This is a genomic window from Streptomyces sp. NPDC060198 (genome assembly GCF_042728415.1).
Classification (GTDB): Bacteria; Actinomycetota; Actinomycetes; order Streptomycetales; family Streptomycetaceae; genus Streptomyces.
Genome location: NZ_JBHWZJ010000008.1, coordinates 21,708 through 41,030, shown reverse-complemented (window position 1 = coordinate 41,030; position 19,323 = coordinate 21,708). Strand labels below are relative to the sequence as shown.

Below are 19,323 nucleotides of genomic sequence, written 5' to 3'. Positions count from 1 at the left end.
CCGCCCGGCCCGGTGCGTGTCACCCGGGCCCGGCCGGCCGTCTCGCCTGCACTTCAGCCGCTTGCTCTTCAGCTCTGCCGGATGACCAGTCTGCCACCCTGCCGCCGGGCTTCGACGCGGCCGGGCAGGTTGAGGGCGCGCTGGCCCCGCCAGCCGGTGATGAGCCGGTCCACTTCCTCGACGTGCCGGGCGAAGAGCGAACCGGCCGGAGCACCCGCCTCGATGACGGCCCGGCGCAGCACCCGGCGACGTACGGCGGGCGGCAGCGCCCAGAGCTTGGCGCAGTCCAGCTCGCCGTCGTCGTCGCGTACGGCGCGCGCGGCCTCGGCGGCCCAGCCGTCCAGGGCGTCGGCGTCGTCCCGGGAGAGCTGGGCCGTACGGGCGAGCGCCTCCACGACGCCCTTGCCGAGGGCCTTCTCCAGGGCGGGCAGGCCCTCGTGGCGGAGGCGCGAACGGGTGTAGGCGGGGTCGGCGTTGTGCGGGTCGTCCCAGACGGGGAGGGACTGGACGAGGCAGGCCTTGCGAACGGTCTGGCGGTCGAGCTGGAGGAACGGGCGGCGGTAGCGGCCGGCCGGCCCGGAGGCGGCGGCCATGCCGGAGAGCGAGCGGATGCCGGAGCCCCGGGCGAGCCCGAGCAGCACCGTCTCGGCCTGGTCGTCACGGGTGTGCCCGAGCAGGATCGTGGCGGCGCCGTGCCGCTCGGCGGCGGCGTCGAGCGCGGCGTAGCGGGCGTCGCGGGCGGCGGCTTCGGGGCCGCCTTCGCGTCCGACGTGGACGGCGACGGCCTCGACGGGGTCGAGGTCCATGGCGGTCAGCCGGGTGACGACCTCGGTCGCGCGCAGTCCGCTGCCGGTCTGGAGGTTGTGGTCGACGGTGATGCCGCCGGCCCGTACGTCGAGTTTGCGGGCCTCGAAGGCGAGGGCGGAGGCGAGCGCCATGGAGTCGGCGCCGCCGGAGCAGGCCACGAGGACGAGGGGCCGGGGCGGGGCGACGGGCCGTTCGGGGAAGGCCGTCCGGCCGGCTCCGCCGGCTTCGGCGAGGCGGGGGTTTCCGGGCCGGTCGAGGTGGAAACCCTGGCCGGTGCGGAGGGTGTGTTCGGTGAGTACGTCGTGGAGTACGCGGCGGACCGCCAGGCGTATCGCCGCGACCGCAGGATGGGGACCCATGTCCGGTGCCCTTCTGGAGTTCTGGGAGGTGCCTCCGAGAGGCGGGACGGCGAAGTGCCCTCCCTGACGTCACTCAGAGTGCGTCGATGGTGACAGAGGCAAGCTGCTCATCGAGCATTGCACGGCTTCCCATGCCCTCATGGTCCCTCGGATGGGTGATTGGGGGACCTTTATCCGGCCGTGGGCCGCGTCAAGATCACGAATCTGCCTTACGGTGCACGCGCGCGACCCAGTCCGCGGGGGAGGCGATCTCCGCCTTCGTCGGAAGGGTGTTGGGCGAGGTCCACACCCGGTTGAACCCCTCCATGCCGACCTCGGCGACCACGGCGCTCACGAACTTCTCGCCGTCGCGGTACTGACGGAGCTTCGCGTCCATGCCGAGCAGCTTGCGCAGGGCCAGGTCGAGGCGGCCCGCGCCGCGGGCCCGGCGCTGCTGGAACTTCTCCCGGATCTCGGCGACCGAGGGGACCACATCGGGCCCGACCCCGTCCATGACGAAGTCGGCGTGGCCCTCCAGCAGGGACATCACGGCGGTGAGCCGGCCGAGGATCTCGCGCTGGGCGGGTGTCTGGACGAGTTCGACGAGGCTGCGTCCGCCGCCCTCGCCGCGTTCCCCCTCGGGCCGCCCGCCGACGAGCGACTGCACGGCCTCGCGCAGCTGTTCGATGAAGGTGGCGGGGTCCACGTCGGTCTCGTCCAGGAAGGACTGGATCTCACCCTGGAGGTGGTCGCGCAGCCACGGCACCCCGGTGAACTGGGTGCGGTGGGTCTCTTCGTGGAGGGCCACCCAGAGCCGGAAGTCGTGCGGATCGACGTCGAGTTCACGCTCCACGTGGACGATGTTCGGGGCGACCAGGAGCAGCCGGCCGCCTCCCTGGTCGAGGGCGGGCAGCTCCCGGCTCGCGGGGGCGAAGGTCTCGTACTGGCCGAGCACCCGGGAGGCGAGGAAGGACAGCAGCATGCCGAGTTCGACGCCGGTCACCTTGCCGCCGACGGCTCCGATGACGCTCTGGGCGGGTCCGCCGCCGCGCCGTGCCTCCATCTTGCCGAGCAGGGGGCGCAGGAGTTCGCGGAACCCCGCGACGTTGGCCCTGATCCAGCCGGCCCGGTCCACGACCAGGACGGGTGTGTCGGCGGGGACGGGGGCCCCGGGGCCCTCGGGGATCATCCGGGTGAAGGAGCGGACGTGCTCCTCCGAGGCCTTGGCGTGGCGGCGCAGCTCCGCGACGACGGCGCGCGCCTCCTCGCGGTCGATCTCGGGACCCGGCCGCACGAGGCGGGTCGCGGTCGCCACCGCGAGATTCCAGTCGACCATCTCGGCACCACCGATGCTCGTCATGCGTCAACCGTACGTGAGGGTGCGCCTCGATGGTGGGGCGTTGGCGGGCCGGACGGCACCTGAAGGGCCGCCGCGCGCTGATCCGCCACGAACCGCGGGAGGGCGCTCAGCCCGCGCTGGCGGCCAGCGCCGAGGCGAGGTCGTCGAGGGCCTTCTCGGCGTCACGGGGGGAGGTGGTGCCGGAGGTGAGGAAGGCGAAGGCGAGCAGCCGCCCCCGGGCGTCCACGACCGTGCCGGCCAGGGCGTTGACGCCGGTGAGGGTGCCCGTCTTGGCCCGTACGAGTCCGGCGCCGCCCGACTCCTCGCCGTACCGGCCGTCGAGCGTGCCGCTGAAACCGGCCACCGGGAGTCCGGTGAGGACGGGGCGCAGTTCGGGGTGGGCGGGGTCGGCCGCGCGGGCGAGCAGTCCGGCGAGGAGGGCGGCCGAGACCTTGTCGTTCCGGTCGAGTCCGCTGCCGTCGCCGAGCCGGGCGCCGGTGACGGGCATACCGATCTTCTTCAGCTGGGCGGTGACCGCGCCGCGGGCTCCGGCGAAGCTGGCCGGGCGGCCGGTGCCGAGGGCGGTCTGCCGGGCGAGGGCCTCGGCGAGGTCGTTGTCGCTGTTGGTGAGGGTGCGCTCGACCAGCGCGGAGAGCGGGTCCGAGCGGTGGGTGGCGAGGATGGTCGCCTTGGCCGCGGCACGGTGGGGGCGCGGTGCGGCCGTCGCGTTCACGCCGCCGTCCTTCAGGTACCCGGCGAACAGGCGTGCGGCGTCGGCGGCGGGGTCGCCGGAGCGGGCGGCGGGCCCGTGGCTGCTCTTGTCGAGGCGCCCCTCGCGGACCATCAGCGCGCTCACCGGCGCGATGTTGTCGTTGGGGCCGATGGGGTGACGGGCGGGTCCGGAATAACTGGAAGCGTCGTATGTGAGTACGACCTTGCGCACCTTCCGATCCGTCAGGGCCTTCGCGGTGGAACGTGCCAGCGCGCGCAGCCCGGCCTCGTCCAGGGTGGGGTCGCCGCCGCCGACGAGGGTCACGGTGCGCAGATCGGGCGAGGCGCGCACGGTGGTGTCGATGCGGTGGTCGGGGCCGAGCGCGGAGAGCGCGGCGACCGTGGTGGCGAGCTTGACGGTGGAGGCCGGGGTCATCGGGGTGCCGGCGGCGCGCGCGTAGATCTGCTTGCCGGTGGCGGTGTCGACGACGACGGCCGTCGTACGGGTGCCGAGGGCGGACGCCCTCATCAGCGGGGCCAGCGCCTTGCCCGGCGCGAGCGCCGTCCCGGCCGGGGCGCGGCCGGTGCCGGTGCCGAGTGCGGCGAGCACCGCGGCGGCGCTGGGCGCCGGCGTGGGCTCGGCCGGGCCCGCCGCGGAACTCCGGTGAGCTGTGTCACCTGTACGGCCCTGGTCGCCGGCCCGGGCGCGTTCGGCCGTACGCTGACCGTTGTCCCAGGGGCCGGCGGCGAACACGGCGCCGGCGGCGACCACCAGGCCGACGACCACGGAGCCTGCGACGAGCCGCCAGCTGTCCGGCAGGGCCGGTTTTCCGGCCAGGCTCTTCAGCTTGCCCCAGGGGTCCGACGGTTCCTTCGACGGTTCATCCACCGGCTCGGCCACCGTTGACCAGCCCCTTTCGCGAGCACACTTCTGCGTGGGGGACACTTAACCACCAGTCGTATGTGTTGATCATGGAGGAGCCACCCGTGGAGTTCGACGTCACCATCGAGATCCCGAAGGGTTCGCGGAACAAGTACGAGGTGGACCACGAGACCGGTCGGATCCGCCTGGACCGTCGACTCTTCACCTCGACCAGCTACCCCGCCGACTACGGATTCGTCGAGAACACCCTCGGCGAGGACGGCGACCCGCTGGACGCGCTGGTCATCCTGGACGAGCCCACGTTCCCCGGATGCCTCATCAAGTGCCGCGCCATCGGCATGTTCCGCATGACGGACGAGGCCGGCGGCGACGACAAGCTGCTGTGCGTCCCCGCCTCGGACCCGCGCGTCGAGCACCTGCAGGACATCCAGCACGTGTCGGAGTTCGACCGCCTGGAGATCCAGCACTTCTTCGAGGTCTACAAGGACCTGGAGCCGGGCAAGTCCGTCGAGGGCGCCGACTGGGTCGGCCGCGCCGCGGCCGAGGCCGAGATCGAGGCCTCGTACAAGCGTCTGCAGGACCAGGGCGGCGCGCACTGACGCGGTCCCTCTCCCGGGGCCGCACGGCCCCTTCCGGTTCCGCTTCCGTACGGGTGGCGGGGCCGGGTCGTCACGGAGACCCGAGGTCTCCGTGACGGCCTGAGGACAGCGTGGACGGGCGGTACACCTCACCGGTGTGCCGCCCGTTTCGCGTGCGGGTCCCTTGACCGTGCCCATACTGGGCAGGAGTGCGGCCAAGACGCATCGGGCCAGGAAGAGCGAGGTCAGGCAGTGGCGGAACAGGGCGGTCCGGAGGACCAGAAGCCCCAGTCCGACGAGGCGCACAGTGCGTTCACCGCGCCCGCCGGGGTGGAGCAGCCCACACCGCCGCTCGAAGAGGACCATCCGACCTCGGAGTTCGCGGTACCGGCCGGAGTGCAGCCGGAACCGTCCGGGCCGGGTTCCGCTTCCGGTCCGGGAGGGGCGGGCAAGAACTTCCCGAACTCGGACACGCTCGGCTCGGCCTTCACGCCGCCCCGGGTGTACGACGCGAGCCAGACACCCGCCTTCACCCCGGCGCAGGGCATCCCGATGGTCCGGCTGACCAAGGAGGCGCCCTGGCAGGACCGGATGCGCACCATGCTCCGGATGCCGGTCACCGAGCGGCCCGCGGCGGAGAGCGTCCAGCGGACGGACGACTCGGGGCCCGCCGTGCCGAGGGTGCTCGACCTGACGCTCCGTATCGGAGAGCTGCTGCTGGCCGGCGGCGAGGGGGCCGAGGACGTGGAGGCCGCGATGTTCGCGGTGACACGCAGTTACGGTCTGGACCGGTGCGAGCCGACCGTCACCTTCACCCTGCTCTCCATCTCGCACCAGCCCTCGCTGGTCGAGGACCCGGTCACGGCGAGCCGCACGGTGCGCCGCCGGGGCACCGACTACAACCGGCTGGCGGCCGTCTTCCGGCTGATCGACGACATCACCACCGAGGACGTGGACGTCTCGCTGGAGGAGGCGTACCGGCGCCTCGCCGAGATCCGCCGCAACCGCCACCCCTTCCCCGGCTGGGCGCTCACGGTGGCCGCCGGGCTGCTCGCGGGGGCGGCCTCGGTGCTGGTCGGCGGTGGCGTGGTGGTGTTCTTCGTGGCGGCGGCCGGAGCGATGCTCGGCGACCGGCTGGCCTGGTTCTGCGCGGGGCGCGGGCTGCCGGAGTTCTACCAGTTCACCGTCGCCGCGATGCCACCCGCCGCGCTCGGGGTGGCCCTGACGCTCACCCACTGGAGCGATGTGCGGCCGTCCGCCGTGATCACCGGTGGGCTCTTCGCGCTGCTGCCCGGGCGGGCCCTGGTGGCGGGTGTGCAGGACGGCCTGACCGGCTACTACATCACCGCCGCCGCGCGCCTGCTGGAGGTCATGTACTTCTTCATCGGGATCGTGGTCGGGGTGCTGGTGGTGCTCTACCTGGGGCTCCAGCTGGGCGCCACGCTCAATCCGGAGGAACGTTTCGTCGCCCACGACCGGCCGGTGCTCCAGATCCTGGTGTCGATGGCGCTGAGTCTGGCCTTCGCGATCCTGCTCCAGCAGGAACGGTCCACCGTGCTCGCGGTCACCCTCAACGGCGGGGTCGCCTGGATCGTCTACGGGGCGATGGCCCGCACCGGCGGTCTCTCGCCGGTCGCGGCGACGGCGGTGGCAGCCGGCTTGGTGGGCCTGTTCGGGCAGCTCTTCTCGCGCTACCGCTACACCTCCTCGCTGCCGTTCATCACGGCGGCCATCGGCCCGCTGCTGCCCGGTTCGGCGACGTACTTCGGGCTGCTGGGCGTCGCCCAGGGCGAGCTGGACCGGGGGCTCGCCTCGCTCTCCACGGCGGTGGCGACGGCGCTGGCCATCGCGATCGGGGTGAACCTCGGGAGCGAGATCTCCCGGCTCTTCATGCGGGTACCGGGTACGGAGACGGGCGCGGGCCGCAGGGCGGCCAAGCGCACCCGCGGGTTCTGAGCCCCGGGCCCGTACACGCGCACGGCGCCCGTCCCGTGCGTACCGGGAGGGGCGCCGTGCAGGGGCTGTCCAGGTCAGCGCTTGGCGTGACGGCCGCGGCGGCCGGCCGGCGAGCTGCCGGAGGGGCCGTCGGAGGGGCCGCTGCCGGGGCGGTCGTCGTCCTCGCGGTCCGGTGCGGCCTTCTTCGCCTTGGAGCGGGCCCGGAGGAACTCGATCGCGATCGGCACCACGGAGATGAGCACGATCAGGACGAGCATCGCCTCGATGTTCTGGTGCACGAACTCGATCTTGCCGAGCACCGCTCCGAGCACGGTCACCCCGACGCCCCAGAGGATGCCGCCGACGATGTTGAAGATCAGGAACGAGCGGTAGTTCATCCGGCTGACACCGGCGATGATCGGCGTGAAGGTACGGACCACCGGTACGAAGCGGGCCAGGATCAGCGACTTCGGGCCGTACTTCTCGAAGAACTCGTGTGCCTTCTCGACGTTCTCCTGCTTGAAGAGCTTGGAGTCCGGACGGTTGAAGAGGGCGGGGCCCACCTTCCGGCCGAAGAGGTAGCCGACTTGGTCCCCGATGATCGCGGCGAGCCCGATCAGCACGCAGACCAGCCAGAGCGGGTAGCGCAGCTGGCCGGTGGTGACCAGCAGACCCGTGGTGAACAGGATCGAGTCGCCGGGCAGGAAGAACCCGATCAGCAGTCCGGACTCGGCGAACACGATGAGGAGGACGCCGGGAAGTCCGAAGGTGTTGATCAGATAGTCCGGGTCCAGCCAGCTCGGGCCGAGCGCAAGCGTATTCAAGGGTCCGGGCTCCAGGATCGTTCGGTGGGCGGCTGCGTGGCGCCCCAAGCTATCAACGCCCCGGGGGTGCTCCGGGTTCCAGTGGCCGCAGTGAGCGTGCGCACGGCACCGGTCGGGGCAAAGCTGGACCCCGGGAGGTGTCATCCATGGGCATCGAGGATTACGGCGGCGGCCAGAGCGACCACGCGGACGTGCTCGTCGTCACCACGAACGACGTACCCGGGCATCAGGTGACCCGGGTGATCGGTGAAGTGTTCGGACTGACCGTGCGCTCCCGCCACCTGGGCAGCCAGATCGGCGCCGGACTGAAGTCGATGATCGGCGGCGAGCTGAAGGGCCTGACCAAGACCCTGGTCGAGACCCGCAACCAGGCGATGGAACGCCTCGTCGAGCAGGCGCGGGCGCGCGGCGCCAACGCGGTGCTGATGATGCGCTTCGACGTCTCCGAGGCGGCGGACGTGGGCACCGAGGTCTGCGCGTACGGGACGGCCGCGGTGATCAGCGAGCTGTGACGGGCGGTCTCACGCCTCGCGCCGGGTGCGGGGCGTGCGGGACGTGCTGCGCCTCGCGGGCGGGGCATGCTGCGAGGCGTGGTAGATAAACGGCTTGTGCGGCTTTTGCGCGGATAGGGTGAGCCGGTGGCCTCCTCCTCCGCGTCGCCCTCTCCGGCCTCCGCCGCCTCCTCGGCCCCCGCCGGTCCCGGCCCGGCGCCCGCCCCCACGCCCGCCCGGCGGCTGCTGGCCGTCCTGCTCCCCGCGCTCGTGGTGGGCGTCGTCTCGGCGTTGGTGCTGCTCGGTGTCAGCCTGCTGGCCGAAAGGTTCCAGGAGGTGCTCTGGGAGAACCTCCCGGACGCGCTCGGGATCGGCCGGTACTCCTCGCTCTGGATGATCGTCATGCTCACCGCGACGGGCGTCGCGGTGGGCGTCGTCGTCCACCTGGTACACGGCCACGCGGGCCCCGACCCGGCCACCACCGGCCTGGTGGGCGCCCCGCTGAGCCCCGGGGTCGTACCGGGGCTGCTGCTGGTCACCGTGCTGGCACTGGCGGGCGGGGTGAGCCTCGGCCCGGAGAACCCGATCACCGAGACCAACATCGCCCTCGCCTACTGGCTGGGCCGCCGGGTCGCCCCCGGCGCGCCCGGTGAGCTGTGGACGGGGCTCGCGGCGGCCGGCACCATCGGCGCCCTGTTCGGCACCCCCGTCGCCGCCGCCCTGATCCTCTCCGAGTTCCTCGCCTCCCAGCCCGGCCCCGGCGCCCTCTGGGACCGCCTCTTCGGACCGCTCGCGGCGGGCACGGCGGGGGCGTTGACCATGACGCTGGCCGCGCATCCGAGCTTCGACATGTCGCTGCCCGCGTACACCCGCACCGACTGGGGCGATCTGCTCTCCGCCCTGGTGATCGCGTCGGCGGGCGCGCTGCTGGGGATGGCCGGGGTACTCGCGACGCCGTGGGCGCACCGGGCGTTCAAGGCGCTGCGGTACCCGGTGCTCGCGACGGCCGTCGGCGGACTGGTGCTGGGACTCCTGGGCGCACTGGGCGGCCATCTGACGCTCTTCAAGGGCCTGGACGAGGCGCGGGAGCTGACCTCCTCGCCCGACGGCTGGTCGGCCGGGGAGTTCGCGGTGATGGCGGTGGTCAAGATGGCGGCCCTGGTGGTGGCCGCCACCTGCGGGTTCCGCGGCGGCCGGATCTTCCCGGCGGTCTTCGCCGGGGTGGCCCTGGGGCTGTGCGCGCACGCCCTGGTGGACGCGGTCCCGCCCGCGCTCGCCGTGGCCTGCGCGGTGCTGGGCATCGTGCTCGCGGTCACCCGGCAGGGCTGGCTCAGCCTCTTCACCGCCGCCGTACTGGTGAGCGACCTGGCGGTGCTGCCGGTGCTCTGCGTGGCGGCGCTGCCGGCCTGGCTGCTGGTGACCGGGCGGCCGCAGATGCAGCTGCGCGAGGACGGTACGGCGCTGCGGTGAGGGGCTCGTGGGGCCCTGCGGCCCGAGGAGGGCCGTACCGCACCGACTCCTGGACCGGACGTGCCGAATGGACTATTTGTCCGTATCGTCACATGCGTACGGCCTCTCGGAGCCGCACGAGAACTCCCCGCCGTACGGCCCGCACACCCGACGCCCGGAGGATCTCGTATGTCCACGCCCGTCAATGTCGCCGTCGTCTACTACTCCTCGACCGGCACCATCGCGACGATCGCCAAGGCCCTCGCCGAGGACGCGGAGAAGGCCGGCGCCGACGTACGGCTGCGCAAGGTCGCCGAGCTCGCCCCGCAGGCCGCCATCGACTCCAACCCCGCCTGGGCGGCGAACGCGCGGGAGACGGCCGGGATCGCCGAGGTCGCCCCCGACGACCTCGTCTGGGCCGACGCGGTGATCTTCGGATCGCCGACCCGGTACGGAAACGTCGCCGCCCAGCTCAAGCAGTTCCTCGACACCCTCGGCGGCCTCTGGCAGGCGGGCGCGCTGGCCGACAAGGTCTACAGCGGCTTCACCGCCAGCGCCACCGCGCACGGCGGCCAGGAGTCGACGCTGCTCGCGCTCTACAACACCATCCACCACTTCGGCGGCATCCTCGTCTCCCCCGGATACACCGACCCGTCGAAGTTCGTCGACGGCAACCCCTACGGCACCTCGCACGTCGCCGGCCAGGGGGACATCCCGGTCGGCGAGCAGACCCTGACGGCGGCGCGCGTCCAAGCCGAGCGCGTCGTGAAGTTCACCCGGGCCATCAAGGCCGGACTCGCCGCCGAGGGCTGACCCGGCGGCGAGGACGACTGCGGGAGCGGGCCCCGCGACCGGGGTCCGCGGACCGAGAGGACGTGCCGCATGGCGCTCCACAAGGGATCACACGGCAGGGACGACTCCGACAAGGGGCGCAAGCTGGCCCTCAACCCCTTCTTCGGGGAGGCCGATCCGACGGCGGGGATGACCTCGGCGCCGCCGACGCACCGGCTCCCGGACGGCCCGCTCCCCCCGTCCACCGCGTACGGGCTCGTCCACGACGAGCTGATGCTCGACGGCAACTCCCGGCTCAACCTCGCCACCTTCGTCACGACCTGGATGGAACCCCAGGCCGGGGTGCTGATGGCGGAGTGCCGGGACAAGAACATGATCGACAAGGACGAGTACCCACGCACCGCCGAGCTGGAGCGCCGGTGCGTCGCCATGCTCGCCGATCTGTGGAACGCTCCCGACCCCACCAACGCCGTGGGCTGCTCGACGACCGGCTCCAGCGAGGCCTGCATGCTCGCCGGGCTGGCGCTGAAGCGGCGGTGGGCGGCGAAGAACCCCGACCGCTATCCGGCCACCGCGCGGCCCAACCTGGTGATGGGCGTCAACGTGCAGGTGTGCTGGGAGAAGTTCTGCAACTTCTGGGAGGTCGAGGCCCGGCTCGTCCCCATGGAGGGCGAGCGCTTCCACATCGACCCGCAGGGCGCCGCCGACCTCTGCGACGAGAACACCATCGGGGTCGTCGGCATCCTCGGCTCCACCTTCGACGGCTCCTACGAGCCGATCGCCGGCATCTGCGAGGCGCTGGACGCCCTCCAGGAACGCACCGGACTCGACATCCCGGTCCACGTCGACGGTGCCTCGGGCGCCATGGTCGCGCCGTTCGTCGACGAGGACCTGGTGTGGGACTTCCGGCTCCCCCGGGTGTCCTCCATCAACACCTCGGGCCACAAGTACGGCCTGGTCTACCCCGGTGTCGGCTGGGCGCTCTGGCGCACGCCCGAGGACCTCCCCGAGGAACTCGTCTTCCGGGTCAACTACCTCGGCGGCGACATGCCCACGTTCGCGCTGAACTTCTCCCGGCCCGGCGCCCAAGTGGTCGCGCAGTACTACACCTTCCTGCGGCTGGGCCGGGAAGGCTTCCGCGCCGTCCAGCAGACCTCGCGCGACGTGGCCCGGGGCCTCGCGACCCGGATCGAGGCCCTCGGCGACTTCCGCCTCCTCACCCGGGGCGACGAACTGCCGGTCTTCGCCGTGACGACCACGCCGGACGTGAAGGCGTACGACGTCTTCGACGTCTCCCGGCGGCTGCGCGAGCACGGATGGCTGGTGCCCGCGTACACCTTCCCGGCCAACCGGCAGGACCTGTCGGTGCTGCGGATCGTCTGCCGCAACGGCTTCTCGTCCGACCTCGCCGAACTCCTGCTGGAGGACCTGCGGGCACTCCTGCCCGAACTACGGGAACAGGACCACCCGTTGAGCCGCGACAAGACCGCCGGGACCTCGTTCCACCACTGAACATCCGTCGTTCTGCGGCTGTTCGGCGCCCCGCGGACAGTCGCCTCCCCGCCACTGATCGCGCGGCCCCGCGACTACTCCCGGCTCTCGGCGATCAGCTCGAAGGCCGTCTTGCCGTCCAGGGACTCCCGGATGATGTCGGCGTGGCCGGCGTGCCGGGCGACCTCCTCGACCAGATGGACCAGCAGCCACCGCATGGAGACCTCCTCGTCCTTCGGGAACCAGGGGGCCGGGGGCAGCGGAAAGGTGTCGTCGAGGTCCGGCACCGACCGGATGAACTTCTGGGTCTCGGCGGCGACGCCGTCCCAGAACGCCAGCACCTGGGGCACGGTCTCGTCGCCGACGAGACGGAAGCTGTCCCCCCAGGTCTCCTGGGTGCGCGCCTTCTCGTTGGGCTGCCGCTGCGCCATCCGCAGCCAGTTCAGTTCCGTCTCGGCGACGTGCTTGACCAGGCCGGAGAGGGAGAGCTCGCTCACGCTCGGCCGGCTCGCCGCCTGCTCCTCGGTGAGACCGAGCAGAGTACGGCGGATCGCGCCGCGCTGAGCCTCCACGAAGGCGAGGAGGGTGCCGCGCTCGTCGCCGTGCGTCTCGGACACGTGAGTGACCATGCTGACCGTCCCGGAGTCTTGGGCCGGTGCCCCCGTGGCTCCGACCGACACCCACACGCTACGAGCCCTTGCGGACAGCTTCTGTCCGCAACGCCCGGGACACGCGATCGCTTCAGAAAGGAAAGACCGTGCGGCCGTACTGGACCGAGATCCAGTGCGTCGTCGTGAAGGCGCCCACCACCGCGTCGCCGTTCCGCCGGCCGAGTCCGGACATCTTCTCGCCCCCGAAGGCGGCCAGCGGATCGTCCTGCACGGTGGGCCCGTTGACGTGGAACATCCCGCTGCGGACGCGCCGCGCGAACCTGACCCCGCGCTCCACGTCGGCGGTGTGCACGGCCCCGCTCAGCCCGTACGGGGTGTCGTCGGCGATCCTCACGGCCTCGTCCTCCCCGTCGAAGGGGATCAGCACCGCCACCGGCCCGAAGACCTCCTGCGTCAACAGGGGTGAGCCCTCGGGCACCCCGGTCAACACGGTCGGCTCCACGACATTGCCCCGGGTACGGCCCCGCAGCAGCGCGGTGGCCCCGGCGTCGAGCGCCTCGGTGACCAGCCCGGACAACGCGTCGGCCTGGAAGGCGTTGATGACCGGGCCGATACGGGTGGCCGGGTCGTGCGGGTCCCCGGCGGTGATCCGGGACACCTCGGCGACGAACCGTTCGGTGAACTCCCGCTCCACAGAACGGTCGACCAGGATGCGGTTGGCCGCCATGCCGACCTGCCCCTGGAAGAAGAAGCGGCTGAAGACCGCGGCGTCCACGGCCGCGTCGATGTCCGCGTCCTCCAGCACCACCAAGGCGCTGTTGCCGCTGAGTTCGAGCACGCACCGCTTGAAGTGGCGCGCCGCCAGGGCCGCTATCTGACGACCGACCCGGTCCGAGCCGGTGAAGGAGATCACCGCGGGCACCGGGTGCTCGATGAACGCGTCGCCTATCTCGGCGCTGTCCGTGACCACCACGTTGAGGAGGCCCGGCGGCAGCCCGGCCTCCTCGAAGACGCGCGCCACGAGACCGCCGCCGACGACCGGGGCGTTCTGGTGCGGCTTCATCACGACCGCGTTGCCGAGCGCCAGGGCGGGTGCGACCGACTTCATCGCCACGACGAAGGGGAAGTTGAAGGCGTTGATGACGGAGACGACCCCGACGGGGCGCCGGTACAGCCGGTTCTCCTTGCCGTCCACCGCCGCGGGCAGCAGCGCGCCGACCGGCCGGACGGCCTGGCGTATCGCCTCACGGAGAAGTTCGCGGCCGAGGTCGATCTCGTACCGGGCCCGGGGCAGCGTCCCGCCCAGCTCGTCGACGATGGCCTCGGCGATCTCGTCCGCGCGTGTCTCGATGACGGCCAACGCCCGTGCGAGGACCGCCTGTCGCTCGTGCGGACGCGTGGCGGCCCACGCCGTCTGCGCGCGTTCGGCGGCGCGGTACGCCCGGTCCACCTCGGCGACGGTCGCCACCGTGATGGCACAGAGCTTCTCGCCGTTGTAGGGATTGACGTCGATGATGTCCCACGAGCCGCTGCCGGTCAGCCATTCGCCATCGATGTACTGATGGGCCAGTTCATGGAAGAAGGACATGCAATCCCTTACTGCAGGCGTTCGCACACTCCTGATCGAACCTCATCGTACGCGTGGATCAGGCCTGTTGAAGCAGTCTGTGGAGGAGATCCCGGGTCTCGCCCTCTCCGGGACTGTCGGCCCGCAGCCGGACCATGGCCTTTTCGTACTGCTGGACGTCTTCGGCCTTGTCGAGATAGAGCGCGCTGGTGAGCTGCTCCAGAAAGACGATGTCCGACAGATCCGATTCGGGGAAACGCAGCATGGTGAACGCGCCGCTTTCCCCGGCATGTCCGCCGAAACTGAAAGGCATCACCTGGAGGGAGATGTTGGGGTGCTCCGACATTTCCAGCAGATGCCGCAATTGGGAGCGCATCACTTCGGGTGACCCGTAAGGCCGGTGCAGGGCGGCCTCGTCGAGCACCGCGTGGAAGTCCGGCGCACGTTCCGAGACGAGCACCTTCTGCCGCTCCAGCCGCAGCGCGACCCGGCGGTCGATCTCCGCCTCGGGAGCGCCGCGCATGCCTCGCGAGACGACGGCGTGCGCATAGGCCTCGGTCTGCAACAGACCGTGCACGAACTGCACTTCATAGATACGGATGAGGGATGCCGCCCCCTCCAGACCGATGTACGTCTGGAACCAGCCGGGCAGCACGTCACCGTAACTGTGCCACCAGCCCGCCACGTTGGCCTCGCGTGCCAGACCGAGCAGCGACTCGCGCTCCGCCTCGTCCGCGACTCCGTAGAGCGTGAGCAGATCCTCGATATCCCTGGCCTTGAAGCTCACCCGTCCCAACTCCATGCGGCTGATCTTCGATTCGGAGGCCCGGATGGAGTAGCCGGCCGCCTCACGCGTGATTCCGCGAGACTCACGCAGCCTTCTGAGCTGAGAGCCCAGCAGGATGCGGCGCACCACGGATCCACTCGACTCGCCTGCCGACACTGGACGACCCTCCCCATAGCTTCCCGGGCAACGAGGCCCCCCGAACCCCGAGAACCGGATTCTGCCACCAAAACGCTCCGGGCCGTACTCATTCGATTACAGAGAGGGGAAGACTTGCCGGAGTCATGGAAAACTGCTGCACGGAAGAAATGCTCCGGAACCACCACGGTACCGGGCAGGTCCGGCGCGTGCACGTGCATCTGCCCTTGCATCTGCTCCAAGCATTCGGAAGCATGGGCCTTGCGCACCTGCGTGATCGTTCGTGTTGTGCCGCTGTGTCCCCGCAGTACCGCTCACAGGCAGTGCCGCTCGCAGCCGCGAAATCCCGGGAGCACCTCGCATGAGGACTGATGGATCGACGACGCTCGAACCGTTACGGCGCGGCCTGCCCCCCACGGATCCCGCGACGATCACCGCATCGGCGTCCATCACCCTCCCGGCGAGATACGAAGCGGTCGGCTCCGCGCGGCACTTCACCCGCGCCACCCTCCGCCAGTGGCAGCTGGACGGCTGTTTCGACGATGTGGCCCTGGTCGTCTCCGAGTTGGTGACCAACGCCCTGCGTCACGCGCTGCCGTCCGATGTCGCCCGCGACCCGAACATCCCGCCGGTGCGGCTCCAGTTGGCGCGCTGCTCCACCCGTCTGGTGTGCGCGGTGCGCGACCCCAGCCGGGAGAGTCCGATGGCGGGCGAGGCGGAGGACTCGGCCGAGTCGGGCCGGGGCCTGTTCCTGGTGGAGTCCTTCAGCGACAGCTGGGGCTGGCACCCCGCCCCGGCCCCCGGGGCGGGGTGCCGGTCGAGGGCCCCGCACGGGAAGGTCGTCTGGGCGGCGTTCCTGCTGACGAACGCCGACGAGCCGGCGGACGACTCCCGCTGAGACGCGGCCGTCCGGCGGGGCCACGTGCGCGCGGGGGCACGCACCGCACCGCTTACGAGTACGAGGGGGCCCGGCGCGGAGACCGGGGGCCGGAGCGCGAGGGAGAGTCACGCTCCGGCCCTCGTCACGCCCCGCCGACCGCACCTCCGTGGCCGCCTGCGCTCGACGCGCCCCACCGGCCACCCGTGCCGGTCCCGGCGCACCGATGACCGCCGCGCGCCGTGCCGCCGCACACGGCAGCGCTCCGTGACGCTCAGGCGCCGGTCGCCAGATGGTCGAACTCCCCGTCCTTGACGCCCAGCAGGAGAGCCTCGATCTCCGCCGGGGTGTAGACGAGCGCCGGGCCGTCCGGGTGGCGGGAGTTGCGCATGGCCACATTCCCCCCGGGCAGTTTCGCGAACTCCACGCAAGATCCTTGGGAGTTGCTGTGCCTGCTCTTCTGCCAGACGACTCCGTGAAGCCCTGTGGCCGCCATGCCGTTGTACACGTCGTGCACAGAAAGCTCCCCGAGTTGCAAGGTGCAAGTGTCAACCATCTGTCAACCAACCTGGATCATAGCGGTAATTCACATGCCAATGCATGGGCAAATGCACGTGCACGCGGGGTGGTCCTTTGATTACAGCGATTACCGCAGACGTGAAGAGGCCACGAATTGGCACGCACCCCGGCAGGAAGATCCTCCCGGGACGCCACGGCCCACGTATCTGCGCCCCCGCCTCCCCGGCCCGGCGCGACCTCCGCCGCAGGCCCGGACGGTCGACCCCGGCCCCGACCGACGCGGCACCGGTCTCCCCCTCACATGCTTTTCACCGGGATTCCGGTTCCGCCTCGTCCCCTTCTTCCACGTGTTCGGCCGGCGCCGCTCTGCGACTACTGGGCACGGCCCCCCGGTCGTCCAGCGCGAACGACAATTCCACCAGCGCGTCCAGCAGAAGCGCGGCTCCACGGCGTACGACGGGGTCGGGCACGGGTTCTCCCGGTTCGGGTTCCTCGTCGTAGGGCGCTTCGAGAAAGTCCCAGTACGCCACCGACTCGGCGACCGGTCCCCATTCCGGGACCCGCCGTTCGCGTACCGCCTTCGCCCCCTTCTCGGTGGCACCGCGCAGGGCGTCGGCGAGTTCCGCCGCACCGCGCACGGGGGTCGCCGCGCGGTCCGGCAGGTGGGCCTCCAGCAACATGGCGGCCCGGCCGAGCTGAGACAGCGCGTGCTGGGCGTCGGTGGCGGCCGACCGGGAGAGGCCCCGGTGCCGCACCGGCTCGTACTGGGCCTTCTTCAGGGTCTCCGTCCACTCGACACGGGCCTCGCGGGAGCCGATGAGCGCGGACCGCACGTCGTCGTTGCTGCGGGCCGCCGGGTCGGCGTACTGGTCGATGACCGTGGCGGCGTACCGGCCGACCGCGATCAGCCACCCGGCGAGCCGGTTGCGCAGCCGAGGGGTCTCCCAGGCCGGGTAGACGGCGTACGAGACCATGGCCAGCAGCCCGCCGACGAGGGTCAGCACGATGCGTTCGGGGACCGTCTGGGACCAGTCGTTGCCCGCCATGCCGAGCAGGAAGACGACGTACGCCGAGATGCAGACCTGGCCGACCGCGTACCCGGTGCGCATCAGCAGGTACATCAGCCAGGCGCAGCAGACGGCGAGCGCGGCGGAGAGTTCCGGTCCGGGGTCGGCGACCTGCACGACGACGGTGGCGAACGTGACGCCGACGATGGTGCCGCCGAAGCGGGCCACCGAGCGGGCGTAGGTCTGCGAGAAGTCCGGACGCATCACCATGACCGCGGCCATCGGCGCCCAGTAGCCGTGGCCGAAGGGCAGCGCCTCGCCGATGAAGTAGCCGATCGTGGCGACCGCGGTGACCCGGATCGCGTGCCGCAGGATCGCCGACCCGCGGTGGAACTCGCGCCTCATCCGTCCGACCACGACCGGGACGAGTTTGATCAGGCCGGGGCGGCGGCGGTGGGGGGTCTCGGCGTCGGCTTCCGAGCCGTGCCGGGTTCCGGCACCCTCGGCGATCTCCACCACGTCGTGGAGGAGGGCGATCAGTCGGTCGGCGGCGCGTCGGGGCGGGCCGCTGGTGAGACCGCCGGTCTCCGGCGCCTCCAGCGCCTCCAGCGCCGGTCCGCCGAGCCGGACCGGATCGCCGTGCCGGATCGCGCGGGCCGCCGCGTCGAGCACCGACCCGGCCGCGCCGAGCAGCTCGCGTGCGCGGTCGCGCTGCGGCCCTTCCTCGGGCACCCCCATGGCGGGGTCGGCCAGCGAGGCCAGCACGGGGCGGATGCGTTCGGCGACGCTCCGGGCGCCGTGCAGTTCGGCCGGACGGTGACGGGCCTCCCGGGCGGAGATCGCCGCCGCGTCGCGGGCCGTCATCAGCGCCTCCGAGTCGAAGGGCGCGATCGGGTCGTAGCGCAGCCGTCGGGCGTAGTCGGCTTCGGCGGCCAGCGCGTCGGCGAGTGCGTCGCGCTGGGCCCCCCACCGGCGTACCGGGAAGAGCACGATCAGGGAGGCCTGCACCAGGCCGCCCACGATGATCATCCCGGCGTGCGCGGCGGCGTCCAGGACGGAGGTGGGCAGGGTGATGGTGACGAGCATGATCGCCACGTTGGAGGAGGCGATGATGCCGCCGGTGGGGCCCGCCGCCCAGCAGAGTCCGGCGACGAACGTCCAGACGACGAGCACGGCGAGGAAGACCACGTGGTACGGACCGGCGACGTAGCCGATGAAGGTCGAGATGCTCAGGCTGACGCCGGAGACCAGAGCGAGCACGGGGCGGGGGCGCCAGCTGCGCTGGAAGGTGGCGATGGCCGCCTGGAACGCGCCGAACGCGGAACTGGCCGCGATGACCGGCCCGAACACGAAGAGCGCGGTCTCGACCACCAGCGCCAGTCCGAGGGCTCCGCGCAACGCGACGAGCGGCTCCAGCCGGGTCCGCTCGATCGTGAACCCCGAGCGGGCGGTCTCCTTCAGCGCCCGGAGCCAACTCATGGGGCGAGCGTAGCCTCATTACCGGGCAAGTCCGACCTTTGGTTCACCCGTCCGGACCGGGTCGTTCCGGCGCCGCCCGCCTCGTCACGGGGTGCGCCTCGTCACGAGGCGGGCGGCAGGGCGAGCCAGTCCGCCCAGGAGATGTCGCGTCCCAGGTGGCGGGCGTGCCGGAAAGGCCAGGCGGCGGCGATCCACCGCGGCACGAAGGCGTCGAGGGCCTTCTCCACGTCCCCGCCGGCCAACTCGTCCACCACCCACCATGAGATCTCGCCGTCCGCACCGGCGCGCTCCGGCGGGTCGACGTAGACGCAGCCGAGGAGCGCCGTCTCCGCCTCGTCCAGCAGGGCGTAGTTGAAGGACTGGTGCGCGGCGATCTCCTCCTCGTGCCGCCGCAGGTCGGCGCGGTCCCCCTCGTACGTCATCGACTCGGCGGGCCACCCCCAGGCAGGGCCGAAGATCTGCCACAGGCGCTCCCGGGAGCCCATCACCGCGGGATAGTCGATCGCGGTGTCCGCCTCCCGGATCGGGCGCAGATGGACGGTGGTGCCGGGTACGGGCACGTGGACGGGGTGGACGAAGTCGTCGGGCAGCCAGGTCATGGGGCCGGACGGTAACAACCCTCCGGCGCGGGCGCCTCGGGTTTTCGGTACGGACCGCCGGGCCGCGTCCGGGGGCGCGGGCTCACGGGAGCGCGGGCTCACGG

17 protein-coding genes are annotated in these 19,323 nt (G+C 71.7%); 7 read left to right on the top strand and 10 right to left on the bottom strand.

From position 1 onward, the window contains the following. Window positions 1–68: 68 nt before the first annotated feature. From tilS to dacB, 3 genes are all read right to left on the bottom strand, one after another. Window positions 69–1,166, bottom strand: a complete 1,098-nt coding sequence (gene tilS, locus ACFWEP_RS02690; protein ID WP_387364406.1) for a tRNA lysidine(34) synthetase TilS — start codon at window positions 1,164–1,166, stop codon at window positions 69–71. Window positions 1,167–1,362: 196 nt separating this feature from the next. Continuing rightward, window positions 1,363–2,505, bottom strand: a complete 1,143-nt coding sequence (locus ACFWEP_RS02685; protein WP_387364403.1) for a zinc-dependent metalloprotease — start codon at window positions 2,503–2,505, stop codon at window positions 1,363–1,365. Window positions 2,506–2,611: 106 nt separating this feature from the next. After that, window positions 2,612–4,096: a D-alanyl-D-alanine carboxypeptidase/D-alanyl-D-alanine-endopeptidase gene (gene dacB / locus ACFWEP_RS02680; RefSeq protein WP_387364400.1), complete on the bottom strand. Its 1,485-nt coding sequence runs from the start codon at window positions 4,094–4,096 to the stop codon at window positions 2,612–2,614. An 86-nt stretch (window positions 4,097–4,182) separates the two neighbouring features. Here dacB and ACFWEP_RS02675 point away from each other — a divergent pair, with 86 nt between their 5' ends. Continuing rightward, a complete protein-coding gene (locus tag ACFWEP_RS02675) occupies window positions 4,183–4,677 on the top strand; it encodes an inorganic diphosphatase (protein ID WP_327180093.1) in 495 nt (164 codons plus the stop codon). A 231-nt stretch (window positions 4,678–4,908) separates the two neighbouring features. After that, window positions 4,909–6,612 (top strand): threonine/serine exporter ThrE family protein, encoded by a 1,704-nt coding sequence (locus ACFWEP_RS02670; protein WP_387364397.1) that lies wholly within the window; start codon window positions 4,909–4,911, stop codon window positions 6,610–6,612. A 74-nt stretch (window positions 6,613–6,686) separates the two neighbouring features. Here the strand turns inward: ACFWEP_RS02670 and ACFWEP_RS02665 are convergent, their stop codons facing one another. Beyond that, window positions 6,687–7,415 (bottom strand): DedA family protein, encoded by a 729-nt coding sequence (locus tag ACFWEP_RS02665; RefSeq protein ID WP_387364394.1) that lies wholly within the window; start codon window positions 7,413–7,415, stop codon window positions 6,687–6,689. 146 nt (window positions 7,416–7,561) lie between these two features. Between ACFWEP_RS02665 and ACFWEP_RS02660 the strand changes: the two genes are divergently transcribed. The 4 genes from ACFWEP_RS02660 to ACFWEP_RS02645 all read left to right on the top strand — a co-directional run bounded on the left by ACFWEP_RS02660 (window position 7,562) and on the right by ACFWEP_RS02645 (window position 11,659). Continuing rightward, window positions 7,562–7,927, top strand: coding sequence for a YbjQ family protein (locus ACFWEP_RS02660; RefSeq protein WP_327177166.1), 366 nt, complete (start codon window positions 7,562–7,564; stop codon window positions 7,925–7,927). A gap of 222 nt (window positions 7,928–8,149) precedes the next feature. Then, window positions 8,150–9,376, top strand: coding sequence for an ion channel protein (locus ACFWEP_RS02655; protein WP_387364447.1), 1,227 nt, complete (start codon window positions 8,150–8,152; stop codon window positions 9,374–9,376). A 168-nt stretch (window positions 9,377–9,544) separates the two neighbouring features. Further along, a complete protein-coding gene (wrbA, locus tag ACFWEP_RS02650; protein WP_387364390.1) occupies window positions 9,545–10,168 on the top strand; it encodes an NAD(P)H:quinone oxidoreductase in 624 nt (207 codons plus the stop codon). 69 nt (window positions 10,169–10,237) lie between these two features. Further along, window positions 10,238–11,659, top strand: a complete 1,422-nt coding sequence (locus ACFWEP_RS02645; RefSeq protein ID WP_387364387.1) for a glutamate decarboxylase — start codon at window positions 10,238–10,240, stop codon at window positions 11,657–11,659. A gap of 74 nt (window positions 11,660–11,733) precedes the next feature. On the opposite strand, the gene ACFWEP_RS02640 is transcribed toward ACFWEP_RS02645, so the two are convergent. The 3 genes from ACFWEP_RS02640 to ACFWEP_RS02630 form a co-directional block, all read right to left on the bottom strand. Then, window positions 11,734–12,267: a DinB family protein gene (locus ACFWEP_RS02640; protein WP_387364384.1), complete on the bottom strand. Its 534-nt coding sequence runs from the start codon at window positions 12,265–12,267 to the stop codon at window positions 11,734–11,736. Window positions 12,268–12,379: 112 nt separating this feature from the next. Then, window positions 12,380–13,837, bottom strand: a complete 1,458-nt coding sequence (locus ACFWEP_RS02635; RefSeq protein WP_387364381.1) for an aldehyde dehydrogenase family protein — start codon at window positions 13,835–13,837, stop codon at window positions 12,380–12,382. A 58-nt stretch (window positions 13,838–13,895) separates the two neighbouring features. Then, the gene (locus ACFWEP_RS02630) at window positions 13,896–14,759 is read right to left on the bottom strand and encodes a helix-turn-helix domain-containing protein (protein ID WP_387364378.1); all 864 of its coding nucleotides are present in this window, start codon (window positions 14,757–14,759) and stop codon (window positions 13,896–13,898) included. 340 nt (window positions 14,760–15,099) lie between these two features. On the opposite strand from ACFWEP_RS02630, the gene ACFWEP_RS02625 reads away from it, so the two are divergent. Then, entirely contained in the window at window positions 15,100–15,636 is a 537-nt protein-coding gene (locus ACFWEP_RS02625) for an ATP-binding protein (protein ID WP_387364375.1), read from the top strand. A 253-nt stretch (window positions 15,637–15,889) separates the two neighbouring features. On the opposite strand, the gene ACFWEP_RS02620 is transcribed toward ACFWEP_RS02625, so the two are convergent. From ACFWEP_RS02620 to ACFWEP_RS02610, 3 genes are all read right to left on the bottom strand, one after another. Then, window positions 15,890–16,132 (bottom strand): DUF397 domain-containing protein, encoded by a 243-nt coding sequence (locus ACFWEP_RS02620; protein ID WP_266707328.1) that lies wholly within the window; start codon window positions 16,130–16,132, stop codon window positions 15,890–15,892. 310 nt (window positions 16,133–16,442) lie between these two features. Beyond that, window positions 16,443–18,620 (bottom strand): FUSC family protein, encoded by a 2,178-nt coding sequence (locus ACFWEP_RS02615; RefSeq protein WP_387364372.1) that lies wholly within the window; start codon window positions 18,618–18,620, stop codon window positions 16,443–16,445. A gap of 101 nt (window positions 18,621–18,721) precedes the next feature. Beyond that, a complete protein-coding gene (locus tag ACFWEP_RS02610) occupies window positions 18,722–19,219 on the bottom strand; it encodes a GNAT family N-acetyltransferase (protein WP_387364369.1) in 498 nt (165 codons plus the stop codon). Window positions 19,220–19,323: the final 104 nt, after the last annotated feature.